The sequence below is a fragment of the Brevibacillus sp. LEMMJ03 genome, from assembly GCF_007197875.1.
In the GTDB taxonomy this organism is placed as follows: Bacteria; Bacillota; Bacilli; order Brevibacillales; family Brevibacillaceae; genus Brevibacillus; species Brevibacillus thermoruber.
Genome location: NZ_VKJN01000003.1, coordinates 201,845 through 218,182, shown reverse-complemented (window position 1 = coordinate 218,182; position 16,338 = coordinate 201,845). Strand labels below are relative to the sequence as shown.

Sequence of the window (16,338 nt, the reverse complement as noted above, 5' to 3'; positions counted from 1 at the left end):
ACCGCACGATGAATCCTGTCACGGGAAAACCGTATGTCAACGACGCCGTCATCGGCAACGCGTCGATGCTGGCCGCTCTGGGGCGCAGCGGGGAGCTGTACCGCCTCTGGTGGCCGCATGTCGACTTCCCGCAGCACGTGGAGCGGATGCGCGCCGGCGTCTTTGTGGAGGAAGAAAGCGAGGAGACCGTCTGGACGGACGACCCGGCGGAGTGGCGGTGGGAGCAGGCGTACCTGCCGCGGACCAACGTGCTGCGCACGGAGGGGACGGCCCGCAGTCTGCCTCTGCGCTGGGAAACCGTCGATTTCGCCGTGCCCGGCGAGCCGCTGCTGGTTCGCTTGTACAAGTGGACCAACACGGGGCGCAAACCGATCCGGCTCCGCTTTTTCTGCGCCGCTTCGCTCACCATCGGGGAAAACCGCCTGTACAACTGCGTCACCTATGACCCCCACATCGACGGACTGGTGTACTTTCGTCATCAATACGCGTTTGCGCTGGCCAGTCCGCTGGGGTGCGCCCAGTACACCTGCGCCGACGCCTGGAAGCATGCGTCCCGGGGGTATTTGCCGGGCACCAGGGTGGCGATGGCGCCGGACGGGGCGCTCGGCTGGACGTTCCCGCTGGAACCGGGGGAGACGGCCGCCATTCCTGTCTATCTCACGGCGGGAAGTCGGGTGGACGAGGCGGTGAACGCCATGCGCCGGGCGTTTGTCGTTCCGGCCGAGGACCATCTGGAGCGGACCGTGCGCTACTGGCACGACTACCTGGACGTACAGCCCGCCCTCCCTGCCGGCTGCGACGAGCGGACTCGCCGCGTCTACGAGCGCTCCCTGCTCGTCTTCCGGCTGATGGCGGACAAACAGACAGGCTGCGTGATCGCCGCGCCGGAGTTTGACGAGGCCTTCACCCGCTGCGGCGGTTACGGCTACTGCTGGGGACGGGACGCGGCGTACATCACGACCGCCTTTGACCGGGCCGGTCTGAGCGGCATGTCCCGGATGTTCTACCGCTGGACGCTGACGGCCCAGGATCCGGACGGCTCGTTTCAGCAGCGCCACTATCACGACGGACGGCTGGCCCCTTCCTGGGGGCTGCAGATTGACGAGGGCGGTTCGATCCTCTGGGGGATGCACCAGCACTATGTGGCGACGCGGGACCGGGCATTTCTCGAAGAGGTGTGGCCGGCCGTGGAAAAAGGGACGGCCTTCCTGCTCTCCTACCTGGACCGCGACACCGGGCTGCCGCTGCCCAGCCGCGACCTCTGGGAGGAGCGCAGCGCGGAGCACACGTATTCCGCCGCCGCCGTACACGCCGGCGTAACCGCCGCGGCGGCAATGGCTCGGGAGCTGGGGAAAACCGGCCTGGCCCACCGCTGGGAGGAAGCCGCGAAGGCTTTGAAAGAGGCCATTTTGACGCGGGCCTACGACGAACGGCGGGGAACGTTTTACCGCGCGCTCAAGCTGCAGGTGGACCGCTCCGCCTACCAGCGCGCCGTTGAGTCCGGCCTCCCCGCTTTTGCGGAGACGGACGAGAAGGGATACGTCTCCTATTACGTCCAGCACGATCCGGTCTACGACATCAGTCTGCTCGGTCTCAGCGTGCCGTTTGGCCTGCTGGATGCGTCCGATCCGCGCATGGCCCGAACCGCCGACGCGATCGAACGCGCCTGCGCTGTCCCCGGCGTCGGCGGCATCCGCCGCTACGAAGACGACCGCTACATCGGCGGCAATCCGTGGATTCTCACCACCCTGTGGCTCGCCCAGTTCCGGATCGCCCAGGGCCGGTTTGACGAGGCCAAACGTCATCTGGCGTGGGCCGTCGCCCACGCCAGCCCGCTCGATCTGCTGCCGGAGCAGGTCGACAGGCAGACCGGCGAGCCCGCCTGGGTGGTGCCGCTCACCTGGTCCCATGCGATGTTTGTGCTGACGGTGCACATGCTGCTGGAGAAAGGACAGTTGTAGGAAACGTCACGATACGCTGTCCGGAAAAACCGAAAAACCACTGGACCGGTTTCCAGTGGTTTTTTGTCATGTCGCGCCATTGTCCGCCATATCGTTTTCCGTGAGGTTGAGGTAATGCTGCAGTTCTTCGTAAAACGCGGGATTGCAGGCCATCACGCTGCTTTTCCGGTCAAACGGCAGCGGGCTGCCGGTCATCGTCGTCACGCGTCCGCCCGCTTCTTCCACAATGATCCTGCCGGCGCCAAAATCCCAGGCGTTCAGCGACAGGCTGACGTATCCGTCCAGCCTTCCCGCGGCCACGTAGGCCATTTCCAGTGCCGCGCTGCCCAAGAGGCGCATCCCCCGCACCTTGCCGGCCAGTTTTTTCACGATCAGGTCAATGCCGATCTGCTCCGCCCGCTTGTTCCAGAAGACGCTCGTACACAGCAGCGCTTCTTCCAGCTTCACCTGCCGCTCCAGGCGCAGCGGCTGGTCGTTGAGGTACGCGCCTTCTCCTTTTGCCGCGTAAAACATCTCGTCGCGGGAAGGATCGTACACCACGCCGACCAGTCCCTCCCCCTTGTGGTAGACGGCGATGGAGACGGAAAAGTTGATCTGCTGGTGGACAAAGTTGGTGGTGCCGTCGATCGGATCGATCACCCACAGCGTGTCAAACTGGCGGGGATCGCCGGCAAACGTGCTCTCCTCCCCGAGAATGCCGTGGTCGGGAAAATGGCGCAAAATCGTCTCGACCACGTGTTTTTCCACTTCTTTGTCCACGGCGGTGACCAGGTCGGAGGCGGACGTCTTGTATTCGACGGTAAACGGCTGCTTCATTCGCGCGAGGCTCAGCTCACCCGCGCTTCGGGCGCAGTGAAGGGCCAGCTCTTTCAACGCCGTCAGAGTTGATGCTTGCACACGAATCGCCACCCACATCTTGACTTTGCCTATAGTGTACCATACTTTGCCTGCGGATACACCGTTCCGTCTGTCCCGGTTGTCGACGCGCCTGTCTGCCGCCGGACAGCCGGAAAGCGGCGGGAGGCCCGTCAGCCGGACCTCCCGTTTCCTCTTGTGTGCCAGCGGCCGCGCGCGTCTAACAGCAGCGCGTCACCCCGCCTTTTTCATACCGCTCCCGCAGCGCGTACATGTAGTACTCCCGCTCCGTCATCGGAAACATGCCCGGTTTGGCGTGGGTCGCGTACCAATGCTGCAGATAGCGGTCGTAGTCCGGCATGCCGAAGATGGTCTTGATGGTCGAACGTACCTTGCGCAGCGACTGGCGAATCGCTCTCCACCTGCGTCTCATGCCACGTGATGCCCTTTCCCGTCGTAGTAATTGTCCCCTTTGGACTGGACGTACGGAGACTCGTACAGCGGATACTGCCTGCCGCGCAGGATGTTGATCCACAGGCGAAGGCCGTCCAGAATGATGCCGATGGTGATCGCCATGAAGATGGCGCAGACAACGGCGTCAATCTGGTCGTTGAAAATCATCTTTTGCGCGGCTTCCACCGACTTGACGCCTTTGGGCAGGGTGCCGGCGTCAAGCGCCTTCTGGAACGCTTCGGCATGGGAGAGGAAGCCGATTTTCGGGTCGCTGTGGAACAGCTTTTGCCAGCCGGCCGTCAGCGTTGCGGCGGTCAGCCAGGCCATCGGCAACAGCGTGACCCAGGAGTACCGGGCCTTGCCCATCTTGAAGATGAGCGTCGTCCCGACGACAAAGGCGATCGCGGCCAGCATCTGGTTGGCGATGCCGAACAGCGGCCACAGCGTATAGATGCCGCCCAGGGGGTCCATCACGCCCTGCAGCAGGAAGTACCCCCATCCGGCCGAAATCAGGGCGGACCCGATCAGGTTGCCGGGCATCCAATCCACCCGCTTCATTTTCGGAAACACGTTGCCCAGGAGATCCTGCACCATGAAGCGGCCGACGCGGGTGCCGGCGTCAATCGTGGTCAGAATGAAAACGGCTTCAAACAGGATCGCAAAGTGGTACCAGAAGGCCATCAACGCCTTGCCGCCGAGGATGCCGGAGAAGATGGTCGCCATCCCGATCGCCAGCGACGGCGCTCCGCCGGTCCGGGAGAGGATCGTGTTCTCCTTGATGTCGTTCGCCATCGCGGTAATCTGGTCCGGTGTAATGGTAAAGCCCCAACTGTTGATCGTCTGCGCCGCGGCGGCGGCGTCGACGCCGATCACGGCAGCCGGCGAGTTGATCGCAAAGTACATGCCCGGTGTCAGCACGCAGGCGGCGATCATCGCCATGATGGCGACGGCCGACTCCATCAGCATCCCGCCGTAGCCGATCAGCGGCGCGTGCGATTCCTTGGCGATCATCTTCGGCGTCGTCCCTGACGACACCAGCGCGTGGAAGCCGGAGACCGCGCCGCAGGCGATGGTGATGAACAGGAACGGGAACAGATTGCCCGCAAACACGGGGCCCGTGCCGTCGATAAACTTGGTCAGCGCCGGCATCTGCAGCGGCGGCAGCGTCAGCAGGATGCCGACCGCCAGCACGGCAATCGTGCCGACTTTCAAAAACGAGCTCAGGTAGTCACGCGGCGCCAGCAGCAGCCAGACCGGCAGGACGGACGCGATGAACCCGTAGATGATGATCATCCAGGCGAGCTGCACCTTGCTGAACGTAAAGGCCGGTCCCCAGGTGGGCGAAGCGGCCACCGCCTGCCCCCACCAGAGCGACAGGAACAAGAGCGCCAGACCGATCAGCGAGCCTTCCAGCACCCGTCCCGGACGGATGTAGCGCATGTACAGGCCCATCAGCAGGGCAATCGGCAGCGTCATGAAAATGGTGAACGTCGCCCACGGCGATTCCGCGAGAGCGTTTACAACAACCATCGCCAAAACGGCAATCAGGATCACCATGATCGCCAGGATGCCCACCAGCGCCAGCGCGCCGCCGAAGGGCCCGATCTCTTCCTTGGCGATCTGGCCGAGCGTCTTGCCGTTGCGGCGCATCGACCCGAACAGGATGACGAAGTCCTGGACGGCGCCGCCCAGCACCACCCCGACGATAATCCAGATGGTCCCCGGCAGGTAGCCCATCTGCGCGGCCAGCGTCGGACCGACGAGCGGGCCGGCCCCGGCGATCGCCGCAAAGTGGTGGCCGAACAGCACCCATTTGTTCGTAGGCACAAAGTCCTTGCCGTCGTTGTTCACTTCCGCCGGCGTGGCCCGGTTGTCGTCCAGGCCCATGATTTTTTTCGCGATGAAGCGGCTGTAGAACCGGTACGCGACGGCATACGTACAGATCGCGGCCGTCAGAAGCCAGAACGAGTTGACGTGTTCGCCCCGGGAGAGCGCCAAAAAGCCGAATCCGATCGCGCCCAAGGCGGCAATCCCGCCCCAGATCAGGGCTGAGAGCAGCCATTTTTTCATTGGTCCTTCCCCCTTGCCTATGAATAAAGACATAAAACCTAACCATACCGTATCACGGAAGGGGGAGCGCGAAGAATGGAAATTGTCTGAACAGTACAAATGAAGACATGAACGGCGATAACGGCGCATGAACGAGCGGTACTTCCATTAGAACCCCAGCCGCTTTTTCAGTTCCTTCACCACGTTTCGGCTGACCGGCACTTCCGTCCGGCGCGCGTCCTGCATCACCAGGTGGACCGCTCCCTTGAACCATGGCACCAGTTCCGCCGTCTTCGACAGATTGACGATGTAGGCCCGGTGGGTGCGGAAAAACTGGTGCGGGGACAGCCTGCTCTCCAGCTCCTGCAGGGTAAACGAGGTGGCGTACTGGTCCGCTTCGGTGTAAATGGTGGCGTACCGGCCGTCCAGCGTGGCGAAGACGATGTCGTTCGGATCAATCAGCATGATCTTGCCGCTTTTCTCCACGGGGATGCGGCGCGGCTGCTGGTGGGCCAGGACGGACTGGAGCAGGGTGTTCAGCCGCTCCTCCAGATGGGGGGCGTGGGCCTGTGCCGCTTCGCTTTGCCGGCGCAGCCGGCGGACCCGGTTGATCGTCTTTTCCAGGCGGTGTTCGCTGAACGGCTTGACGATGTAGTCCACCGCGTCCGTCTCGAAGGCGCGCACGGCGTGAATCTCGTACGCGCTGGCAAAGATGATGACGGGCGGCTTCCCCATCGACTCGTACAGTTCCTGGCCGACATCCACGCCGTCACGGTCGTGCAGGTGGATGTCCAGAAAGACGGCGTCCGGTTCCGCCCCGGGGATGGATTCGATCGCTTCCTCGCCGCTCGCCGCCTCCCCGATCACCGTCACGTCCGGAAATTGTTCCAGCAGATAGCGAAGCTCGGCGCGGGCGGGCGCTTCGTCATCCACGATGAACGCTTTCAGCATGCGCTTTCACTCCTATCGGCAGTTGTATGACGCAGGTCGTTCCCTTCCCCTTTTCACTCTCGATCGCGATTCCGTACGGCTCGCCGTAGATCGACTGCAGCCGGCTGCGGACGTTGGACAGCCCGATCCCGGAGAGGCGGCGCTTGCCGTCCGGATGCGGCGGCGGCACGAACGGATCGCCGTCGATCCCGACGCCATTGTCCGCCACCGACAGCTCCAGCGTCTGCCGGTCCCGGCGGCGGGCGGCGATCCGCACGACGCCCCCTTCCCGCTTGGGCAGCAGGCCGTGCTTGACGGCGTTTTCCACCAGCGGCTGCAGCACCAGACCGGGCACCAGATAGCGGTCCACCCCCGGTTCGATGTCGTACTCCACCCGCAGTTTTTCCCCGAAGCGGGCCCGCTCGATCGCCAGGTAGGCCTCGATGTGCTCCAGCTCTTCCGCCAGCGTCACAAAGCCGCCGGAGTCGTGCAGGTTGCGGCGGAAGTATTCGCCCAGATGGATCAGCAGCTCCCGCGCCTGCTCCGGGCGAAAGCGGATAAACGACACGATCGTGTTGAGCGCGTTGAACAAAAAGTGCGGGTTGATCTGCGCGTGCAGGGCCTTGATCTCCGCATCGGCCAGAAGGCGCGCCTGCCGCTCCAGATCGGCCAGTTCCAGTTGGGTGGAGATCAGGTTGCCCAGTCCCCGCACCAGTTCCAGGTCGACCGCCGACAGCTTGCGGGAGCGGTCCTGGTAGAGCTTCAGCACGCCGGCCATCTCCCCCCGCTTCCGCATCAGCGGCACGAGAATGGCGCAGCGCAGCGAACAGTTGGGCTCCCGGCAGCCGATTTCCTCCTTGGTGCGGGCGATCTTCACCTCTTTGGTGGCCAGCACCTCGCGGGTCGCCTTGGTCGAAATCGCCTGGCCGACGACGTGATGGGACGAGCCCGCACCGACGTGGGCCAGCACCGTTTTCGTGTCGGTGATCGCCACCGCCGCCACCCGGGTCGTGCGCAAAATCTCTTCCGCCACCTTTTTCGCCGACTCGTAGGTCAGGCCCTGCCGCAGGTAGGAGAGCGTCTTGTCCGCCACCTGCAGCGTCCGCTGGGCCTGCAGGGCGCCGATCCGGTCTTCTTCCGTCTTGACGAGGTCGATGATGATGATCAGGATCGCGATGCCCAGCGCGTTGACCACCGACATCGGCACGCTGATCGCCTTGATCAGCGCCAGCGCGTCCGCGTACGGTCTGGCCACCAGCAGGATGATGCCCATCTGCATCCATTCGGCGATGAACCCCACGGCCAGCGCCGTCGTCCAGCGAATCTCCCGGGAGCGGCGGAACTGGTAGACGAGACCGGCCAGCAGCCCTTCGCTGATCGTGGAGATCGCGCAGGCGAGGTCGGTAAAGCCGCCGAGCGTGTACCGGTGGATGCCGGCCACCAGCCCGGTCAGCAGCCCCACCCACGGCCCGGCCAAAAGGCCCGCCACCACCGTGCCGATCACGCGCGAGTTGGCAATCGCGTCCAGGTACCAGATGCCGTTGTAGGTTCCGAGAATGGAGATGGCGGAAAAGATCAGCACCATCACCGCTTTATCCTTGAAAGTCGCCCGTTGGTTCAGCAAACTGCGGAACGCCTTGACGCGGGTAAACAGCAGCGCGGCCACCACCAGCACGGCGGTCCGCTCCGCCAGCGGCACCATCAGGGACAAATTCATCGGCGCCCCTCCTTTTTTCGGTCAAACTGATGCTTTCATTATCGCCAGCGGGCAGCCGCCCGGTCAATAGAATCGTCGCGCAAGACTGAAAATACCAAAAGCCCCCGGGAAGGTCCGGGGGCATGGCGTCAGGTCCATGCGGCTTACAGGTTGCCGCGCCGTTCCTGCTCGCGCTCCAGCGCCTCAAACAGCGCCTTGAAGTTGCCGTTGCCGAAGCCGCGCGCCCCTTTGCGCTGAATGATTTCCACAAACAGCGTCGGGCGGTCGACGATCGGCTTGCTGAAGAGCTGCAGCAGGTAGCCTTCGTCGTCGCGGTCCACCAGGATGCGAAGCTGGCGCAGCGTATCGACGTCCTCCTCGATTTCCCCGACCCGGTCTTTCAGCTCGTCGTAATACGTGTCGGGCACGTGGAGGAAGTCGACGCCGTTGGCCCGCAGCCTGGAAACCGTGTCGACGATGTCGTTGGTCAAGAGGGCGATGTGCTGCACGCCCGGTCCCCTGTAGAAGTCCAGGAATTCCTGAATCTGCGACTTGCGGCGCCCTTCCGCCGGTTCGTTGATGGGAAACTTGATCCGTCCGGTGCCGCTCTGCATCACTTTGGACATCAGCGCGGAGTACTCGGTGGAGATGTCTTCGTCACTGAAGTTTTGAACGGCGGTGAAGCCCATCACTTTCTGGTAGTACTGCACCCACTCGTCCATCACTTCCACGTTGCCGACGATGTGGTCGATGCCGATCAGGCCGGTGCCTTCCGCCTCCACCGGGGATTCGTAGGCGACGTAGCCGGGGAAGAACGGCCCGCTGTACTGTTTTCGCTCGATGAAGGAGTGGACGTTGTCCCCGTAAGTGGCGATGACCGCCTTTTTGATCGTGCCGTGCTCATCGCTGAACACCGTCGGCTCCATCACCGGCACGGCGCCGCGGGAGACGGCTTCACGAAACGCCTGCTCGCAGTCCTCGACGCGCAGCGCCACGTCCTTCACCCCGTCGCCGTGCAATTTCACAAACTCGCTGATCGGTCCGTCGGGAGTGAGGGCCCCCGTCACGACAAAGGTGAGGTGGTTTTGCTTCAGCACGTAGGACACCTTGTCGCGCAAACCCGTCTCCAGTCCGGCATACGCGCAGGCCCGAAAACCGAACGCCTTGGTCAAGTAGTGCATGGCCTGCTTGGCGTTGCCCACGTAAAACTCCACGTAGTCCCAGTCTTGAATCGGAAAGAAATCGGTGCTGCTCATCGCTTCCGCCCTCCTGTTTTTTCAAAATGTTACATCAATTGAGATGATTTTGTCGTTATCATGAGCGTACATGGAAAGCGTTTTCTCCCGCAAGAACACCGGATAACGCGCAGACGCGCGAACGCTTTCATTCAATAAAGTACGCGGCTGCAGCCGCTCCTGGTACAATGAAGAAGAAAGTTTGCCCGAAGTGAAGTTTTTCCGAAAAGCGATGGGAGACACGTCGATTGCGAAAGGGGTTGGAGATTGTCATGAGTCAATGGAGCGTCGAGGCGGCAAAACAGTGGAATCAATTTGCCGCCGACTGGCATGCGCGCAGCGGAGCCATGTGGGAAACGGGCAGCCGCCGCACCGTTTTGCCGATGTTTATGCGGCATGTCCGGCCGGAAGCGGGACCGATACTGGATGCCGGCTGCGGGGACGGCTACGCCAGCTTCAAACTGGCCGCAAACGGCTATCGGGTGGAAGGCGTGGACATTGCCGAGGAAATGATCCGGTTGGCAAACGAACGGGTACGCGGAAAGGATTGGCCCGTCCGGTTTCAGACCGGCGACGTCTCGTCGCTGCCGTTTGCCGACGCCAGCTTTGGCGGCATTCTCTGCATCAACGTGACCGAGTTCACGCCATCGCCGCTGGCCGCCCTGCGCGAGCTGCACCGTCTGCTCACCCCCGGCGGCGTGCTGCTCCTGGGCATACTCGGCCCCACGGCCGGCCCGCGGGCCCACAGCTACCGGCGCCTGTACGGCGAAGAGACGATCCAGAACACGATGATGCCGTGGGAAGCCAGGCAGTTGGCCGCCGAAAACGGCTTTCGGCTTCTGGAAGAGGTGCCGGTCTACAAGGACGGCGTGCCCGCCGAGCTGGCCGGCCGTCTTTCGGCGGAACTGCGGGAAGCCCTCAGTTTCATGACCCTGTTTGCGCTGGAGAAAACCCCTTGCTGAAAGAAAAACAAACAGAGGTGCCCGCGCGGCACCTCGCTGTCGCTCGCCTACTCCGGAAACGGATTGACCACCCCGTTGGCGTCCATCCACGCCCGCTTGCTGCGTATCAGCCGGTCGAGCTCCGGCTCTTCCCGGCCGTACACGGTCCAATACAGCCTCTGCGTCTCCCGCAGGTCATTGTAGGTCAGATAGGGATAGTCGGTACGGCCGAACGATCCGTCGGGGAATCGCGCATAGTAGAGGTCTCCGTTCGGCGCCACCCACTTGGGGCCCAGATTGACGACGCCGTTCAGCATGATCGCCGCCAGTTCCCTGTCGGTCGGATTGCCAAACTGCACGTACATGTTCAGCAGGAAGTTGATCTCCGCCAACTGGTGATTGAGCGAAACGTGGGTCTTTCGGTTCCCGCCGGGGTGGGCGTAATCGGCCACCAGCCACCCGACATTCACGCCGTCGACGACGAAGTGGTGGCGGGCCGCATAATCGCGGAAAAAGGCCGCGTACTTTTGCGCCGCCTGACAAAAGCGGGTGTCCCTGTACTGCCTGCAGCCCTCCAGCATCAGTTCGGCCGCGCCCGTGTTGAACCGGGTGTCAAAAAACCCGTCCGGGATGCCGTACTCCTGCCACAGCCATTCCGACAGCGGAAGCGTCTTCCAGTACCCCTCCGCTTCCTGATTCTGCACCGATGTATCCAGCATGACGTACGCCACGTCCTCGGCCGCCCGGCTTTGACCGGTGAACAGCAGGGAGCGCAGCACGTAGTTTTCGGGAATGCGCCAGTACGCGTCCGGGGAAGAGGGAACATAGGTGCTCGGCGATTGGTAGTAGTACCCGTCGTACAGCCACTTTGCCTTGCGCTGCAGATCGAGCGCCAGCCAGATGGAGGCGAACTGCTCCCTTTCCCAGGGAACCAGCGGATGGCTGGATTCCAGCGCCCACATCTCGCTGACCAATCCGGCTTGGACCGGCATCCGGATCTCCAGCGCAAAACCACCCGCCTGTTTGTGCACGGCTATCGGCAAAAAATGATCCCGCTTCTCTTCGATCGTCCCCCTGCCCAACGGCCGGTAGACGATCGGCGCACCAATCCAGACGTGACGGTCGGCCGTTTCGAGAAAGCCGGGCGCGTTGGGCAGTTGGGCCGTCTCCTCCAGGTTGACGACGCTCCAGACGGGCTTTTGCGGGTCGCCGTCCGCGTACCGGATGTACCGGAACGTCCCCGTCCGGCCCGGCAGGAACAGGGAAAACGTGTACGGCTGGTCGTGTGTGCCCGCTTCCAACCGTTTGACCCAGTAGCGGTCGCCGTTGGGAAACGCGTAGGTTTTTTCGTGCAGCGTCCCCCATGCCCGGGCCAGATTCGCCTCCGTCACCACCGGGATCCCCGGCTGGGGAGCGGAGGCCGCACGGGGAAGCAATGAGGTGATCAGCATGGTCGCCAACAACATCGCGAACAAAGAAAAGGACCTGATCATCGAATCCTCCTCGCGTCAGAAGTGGGGTAACCTGCCTTCATACTGCCGTCGGATGGCAGCAGCCGATGTACAAGCGAGACTGTTTCACCGTTTCCGCCGCCCTGGCGCTGGAGCCGGGGGCGGCGGAGAGCGGCGTGACGCTTCCGTACCCCCGGCCGAAGCGGGGGGTGAGGCGCCCGGCCCCCGGTACATGCCGGAACAGCCGCTCTCCACGGGATCACGCATCCTTCTGTTTGACGCAAAACGTCCCTTCCCCGTTTCGGCTTCCCGGGAAAGGGACGTTTCATCTGGGCAGGCGGCGAGGCTGCTCAGCCGTTTTCGTTTGCTTCCACTTCCAGGGCTCCTCCCGCCGGGAAGAAGCCGTTTTGCAGGCAACAGCCCATGCGAAAAAACGCTCTCCCGGTTCGGGAGAGCGTGTACTCGTTTGCTCTCTATGCTGGTTTCTCATCAGTTTCTCCGCCGCCGACCGCTACAGCGGATGAGCGTCGTCGCGGTGCGCAAACACGCGGGACTCCATCACACCGGGATGCTGTTTGGCCAGGACGAGCAGGTTTTCCAGGTAGTAGTAGTGGCTTTCCAACAGCTCCACGTCCTTGCGGGTAATCGTCTTGGCCTGCAGGTACTGCTGCATCTCCAGAACGCAGCGCTCCATCTTGTCGGCGAAGTCGTTCGCCCTCAGCATCTGCTCCACCTCGGGGTAGGCGGACTTCAGGCGGTTGATCTCCCCGTGCACCTTGGTCCCCTCCAGAATGATCTGGTACGCCGCCCGTTCGTGGGAGGCCGCGGTGGCCAGTTCTTCCTCCCGACGAGCCGCGCGCAAAGCGGACAAGTACGTGATAAAATGGTACACAGTTAAAAATAATGGCCCCAAAAATAAAATGATCCCCGCTTTGTAGACGTGTTGGTTGGACATGTTGCTGATCAGCAGGAACAGGTGAAACAAAATCGCTCCCAGCCACGCGTAAATGATGACCTGATGATTCACCTTGCCCGCTTCCTGCTGGCGGGAAAAGACGAACGTCAGGCCCAGCAGGTAAAAGGCGAGCAGCGTAAAACTGGCGCTAAACAGCGCCATCTCCATATCCTGCAGCCAGGCTGCATCGGCGGGAATGTCGATCAGAAACTCAAAGGCGAGCACCAGCAGTGAGAAGAGCAGGCCCATGATCCAGAACCGGCTCACTTCCGAGTCGTTGCGCCGGCGCGAGCGGTGCCGTTCCGCGCGGGATTCTCTCAATTGTTCTCACCTCACATCCTGAAATGATTCGCCACGATTCTCCCTTTTCCTCTCGGGGCCCGTCGAAATCTGACATCGGAGGCTGACCATGAGATCACTGCCCACCGCTTTTGTCGAGCGGATGAAAACGCTGTTGAAAGACGAGTACGACGCTTTTGCCGCCGGCTTTGACCGGCCGCCCAGCCAAGGGCTGCGGATCAATCCGCTGAAAATCGACAGGGAGCGCTTTTTGCAGCTCTCCCCGTTTGCCCTCGAACCGGTTCCCTGGTGTCCGGAGGGCTTTCGCTATGCCGAAGGGGAACGCCCCGGCAAACACCCGTACCACGCTGCAGGCCTGTACTACCTGCAGGAGCCCAGCGCCATGTCGCCGGCCGAAGCGCTGCAGGTGAAGCCGGGCGAGACCGTGCTCGACCTGTGCGCCGCACCAGGCGGAAAAACGACCCAACTCGCCGCCGCGCTGCGCGGTCAGGGGCTGTTGGTCGCCAATGAAATTCATCCCGTCCGGGCCAAGGCGCTCTCGGAAAACGTGGAGCGGCTCGGCATCGCCAACGCCATTGTCACCAACGAGACGCCGGAACGGTTGGCCGAGCGGTTTCCCCGCTTCTTTGACCGCATCCTGGTAGACGCTCCCTGCTCCGGCGAAGGAATGTTTCGCAAGCTGCCGGAAGCGATTGACGACTGGTCGCCGGAAAAGGTGGCGGAGTGTCACCGCATCCAGCAGGAGATTCTGGACGCCGCGGCGGCCATGCTGAAACCGGGCGGGACGCTGGTCTATTCCACCTGCACGTTCGCACCGCTGGAAAACGAACAGTCGATCGCGTCCTTTCTCGCCCGCAACCCGGGGTTTGCCCTGACCTCTCTGCCCCACCCCGAGTGGTTCGCGCCCGGTGTACCCGAGTGGGCGGAGCCGCCGCTGCCGGAACTTGCCCGCTCGGCGCGGCTCTGGCCGCACCGCCTCGACGGGGAAGGCCACTACCTGGCCAAACTATGCAAAGAGACGGACGACGAGGGGGACGCCCCCTCCAGGCGGCGCAGGGAAAAGCGCGGGAAAACGGCGGCAGCCGGACGGAAGGAAGCGATTGCCGCGTGGCGCACGTTCGCGGCCCAGTCCCTGCCCGGCGTGGCGGAACGATTTGCCGACGACGCCGCCTTCCTGCTGTTTGGCGACCAGTTGTATGTCACCCCGGCGCCTGACCTTGATCTGGACGGTTTGAAAGTGGTGCGGGCTGGTCTTCACCTCGGCACCGTGAAAAAGAACCGGCTGGAACCGGCCCACGCGCTGGCGCTGGCCGTCCCCCAAGTGGCCGCCGTACGTACGGCTGCGTTTGCGGCGGATGACCCCGAGCTGCTGCGCTACTTGAAGGGAGAGGCGTTGGCCCGCGACGGCGAAAACGGCTGGACGCTGGTCACCGTGGACGGGTTTCCGCTCGGCTGGGGCAAGCAGGCGGACGGACAGTTGAAAAACCATTATCCCAAAGGGCTGCGCTGGCTGTGATCCCACAGATGCCCGTCGGGAGGACGAAGACGGCCCGCAAACGGAAAACGGCCCACCGCTGGCGAGCAGGCACTCGCGCGGTGGGCTGCCGCTTTTTTTGCCGCTTACCGGCCCGGCCGGCGGCGGTCGTTGTCCACCATCGTCAGCGAGCCGCTTTTGATGTAGCGCAAAATGTTGGAGATGGAGATGCCGGTCGCGTTGGCAATCTGCATGGCGTTGGAGTTGGGGTGGCTGCGCAGGTAGTTCCGTACGATCCGGTATTCGTCGAGCTCGCACTGCATGCAGGTTGGACCGGACGATTCGTGAAGCGGTATCGGATGGCCGCATTGGCTGCAAATTTGACTCATCGTGTTTCTCCTCACACCTTGTGTTGACCCGTCTTGGGCTGGCAGGCCCGGGCCACATCCCTCCCGTTTATTGTACCTGTTTCAAGCCGTCAGGAAAAGCTTGGGCGAAAAGGCTGCCTCCTCCTGCGGACATTTGGCCGGCCCACGCAAAAAAGCAGTCCATCCCAAATGGACTGCTTTCCTCGCGGTGGTTTCCCGCCTGCGGTTATCCCCTGCCGCGCGTTTTTTTGCCGGCCGCCTTCCCCGCCTTGCGGGCTGCCTTTGCCTCTTGGCGACGGCGGTTTTTCTCGTACAGGGTCTTCAGCTCTTCCAGTTCCCGCGCCAGCTTTTTCTTGTAGCCCGGCTTCACCTTGAGCTTCTTTTTCAGGGCCTCGCGGACGGGGGCAAGCTGCTTTTCCTTTTCCTTCAACTGCTCTTTGGCTTTTTGCTCGCGCAGTTGGGCAAAGTACGCTTCCCGCTCCTCGGCCCGCTTGCGGCGGCCGGCGTCCAGATGGCGGCCCGCCACCAGCAGTTTTTCTTCGATCGGCGCCTTGGTCGCCTTGGCGAAGCGGGTCATGATGCCCTTTTGGCGGGGGGAGACGAGGGAGATGGCCGTTCCCTTCTGCCCCGCCCGTCCGGTGCGGCCGACGCGGTGGATGTAGCTCTCCACGTCATTGGGGACGTCGTAGTTGACGACGTGCGTCACCCCTTCCACGTCCAGACCGCGGGCGGCGATGTCGGTTGCCACCAGATACTGAAACTTGATTTCGCGGAACTGCTTCATCAGTTGTTCCCGCTTGTTCTGCGACAGGTCGCCGTACAGCGCTTCCGCCGCGAAGCCGTTCTCCTGCAGGCGGGCCGTCAACTGCTGGACGCGCGCCTGGGTGTTGGCAAAGACGATGCAGAGATACGGGTTCTCCCGCTCCAACAGGTCCACCAGCGCATCCATCTTGTCGCTCTGATTGACCACGTAGTAGATCTGCTCGATGCTCTCCACCGTCTTCTGCTTCGCCTCGATCCGGATGTGGGGCGGCTGCTTCATGAAGTACTGCGCCAGCTTTTTCACCGAATCCGGCATGGTGGCGGAAAACAGCAGCATTTGCCGCTGCTGCGGCGTCCCCTCGATGATCTCATGGACCTCCTCGAGAAAGCCCATCTCCATCATCTTGTCCGCCTCGTCCAGCACCAGCGTGGAGATGCGGCCGAAGTGAAGGGAGCCCCGCCTCATGTGGTCCAGCACCCGCCCCGGGGTGCCGACGACGATGTGGACGGTCTGCTTGAGCTTGCTCAACTGCCGCTCAATATCCGTCCCGCCGTGCAGCGACAGCACGTTGACGTCCAGGTATTTGCCCAGCTTCTCCACATCTTCGGCAATCTGGATCGACAGCTCGCGGGTCGGCGTGAGAATCAGCGCCTGAATGTCCCGTTTGCCCGGCTGCAGCCGCTCCAGGATCGGCAGCACAAACGCGGCGGTCTTGCCCGTCCCCGTCTGCGCCTGACCGATCACGTCCTTTCCTTCCAGGATGAGGGGGATCGCCTCCGCCTGAATCGGCGTCGGCTCTTTATAAAACAGGTCGTGAATGCCCTGCATCAGCTCCGGTCGAAAGCCAAACATCGCAAACGTTTTCGCCATGGTGATCACTTCCTTTCACATCCTTTAATAGTATGAC

13 protein-coding genes are annotated in these 16,338 nt (G+C 62.7%); 3 read left to right on the top strand and 10 right to left on the bottom strand.

All coding sequences use genetic code 11. From position 1 onward, the window contains the following. Positions 1 to 8: 8 nt before the first annotated feature. The gene (locus FOI68_RS05720; protein WP_143862586.1) at positions 9 to 1,961 is read left to right on the top strand and encodes a glycoside hydrolase family 15 protein; all 1,953 of its coding nucleotides are present in this window, start codon (positions 9 to 11) and stop codon (positions 1,959 to 1,961) included. Between the two features lie 66 nt (positions 1,962 to 2,027). On the opposite strand, the gene FOI68_RS05715 is transcribed toward FOI68_RS05720, so the two are convergent. The 6 genes from FOI68_RS05715 to hppD form a co-directional block, all read right to left on the bottom strand. Continuing rightward, positions 2,028 to 2,858, bottom strand: coding sequence for an inositol monophosphatase family protein (locus tag FOI68_RS05715; RefSeq protein ID WP_044897244.1), 831 nt, complete (start codon positions 2,856 to 2,858; stop codon positions 2,028 to 2,030). A 178-nt stretch (positions 2,859 to 3,036) separates the two neighbouring features. Beyond that, complete coding sequence (locus tag FOI68_RS05710; protein WP_029098603.1) at positions 3,037 to 3,249, bottom strand: CstA-like transporter-associated (seleno)protein; 213 nt, start codon at positions 3,247 to 3,249, stop codon at positions 3,037 to 3,039. Next, positions 3,246 to 5,339: a carbon starvation CstA family protein gene (locus tag FOI68_RS05705; protein WP_143862585.1), complete on the bottom strand. Its 2,094-nt coding sequence runs from the start codon at positions 5,337 to 5,339 to the stop codon at positions 3,246 to 3,248. The genes FOI68_RS05710 and FOI68_RS05705 overlap by 4 nt, the downstream gene beginning before the upstream one ends. Positions 5,340 to 5,486: 147 nt before the next feature. Continuing rightward, positions 5,487 to 6,269: a LytR/AlgR family response regulator transcription factor gene (locus FOI68_RS05700; protein WP_029098601.1), complete on the bottom strand. Its 783-nt coding sequence runs from the start codon at positions 6,267 to 6,269 to the stop codon at positions 5,487 to 5,489. After that, complete coding sequence (locus tag FOI68_RS05695; RefSeq protein ID WP_143862584.1) at positions 6,244 to 7,965, bottom strand: sensor histidine kinase; 1,722 nt, start codon at positions 7,963 to 7,965, stop codon at positions 6,244 to 6,246. Before FOI68_RS05695 ends, FOI68_RS05700 begins: the two co-directional genes overlap by 26 nt. Before the next feature lie 143 nt (positions 7,966 to 8,108). Further along, positions 8,109 to 9,200, bottom strand: a complete 1,092-nt coding sequence (hppD, locus tag FOI68_RS05690; RefSeq protein WP_029098599.1) for a 4-hydroxyphenylpyruvate dioxygenase — start codon at positions 9,198 to 9,200, stop codon at positions 8,109 to 8,111. A 251-nt stretch (positions 9,201 to 9,451) separates the two neighbouring features. On the opposite strand from hppD, the gene FOI68_RS05685 reads away from it, so the two are divergent. After that, positions 9,452 to 10,141, top strand: coding sequence for a class I SAM-dependent methyltransferase (locus FOI68_RS05685; RefSeq protein WP_029098598.1), 690 nt, complete (start codon positions 9,452 to 9,454; stop codon positions 10,139 to 10,141). Between the two features lie 47 nt (positions 10,142 to 10,188). Here FOI68_RS05685 and FOI68_RS05680 read toward each other — a convergent pair whose 3' ends face one another. Together FOI68_RS05680 and FOI68_RS05675 are read right to left on the bottom strand one after the other, a co-directional pair. Continuing rightward, entirely contained in the window at positions 10,189 to 11,613 is a 1,425-nt protein-coding gene (locus tag FOI68_RS05680; protein WP_143862583.1) for a hypothetical protein, read from the bottom strand. Between the two features lie 469 nt (positions 11,614 to 12,082). Further along, on the bottom strand, positions 12,083 to 12,847 hold the full coding sequence (locus FOI68_RS05675) for a hypothetical protein (protein WP_029098596.1): 765 nt from the start codon (positions 12,845 to 12,847) through the stop codon (positions 12,083 to 12,085). Between the two features lie 88 nt (positions 12,848 to 12,935). On the opposite strand from FOI68_RS05675, the gene FOI68_RS05670 reads away from it, so the two are divergent. After that, positions 12,936 to 14,342 (top strand): RsmB/NOP family class I SAM-dependent RNA methyltransferase, encoded by a 1,407-nt coding sequence (locus tag FOI68_RS05670; protein WP_143862582.1) that lies wholly within the window; start codon positions 12,936 to 12,938, stop codon positions 14,340 to 14,342. Between the two features lie 104 nt (positions 14,343 to 14,446). On the opposite strand, the gene FOI68_RS05665 is transcribed toward FOI68_RS05670, so the two are convergent. Further along, entirely contained in the window at positions 14,447 to 14,689 is a 243-nt protein-coding gene (locus FOI68_RS05665; RefSeq protein ID WP_029098594.1) for a hypothetical protein, read from the bottom strand. Positions 14,690 to 14,894: 205 nt separating this feature from the next. Beyond that, positions 14,895 to 16,301 carry a DEAD/DEAH box helicase gene (locus FOI68_RS05660; RefSeq protein ID WP_044897250.1) on the bottom strand — a complete coding sequence of 469 codons (1,407 nt, stop codon included), beginning with the start codon at positions 16,299 to 16,301 and terminating at the stop codon, positions 14,895 to 14,897. Positions 16,302 to 16,338 lie beyond the last annotated feature (37 nt).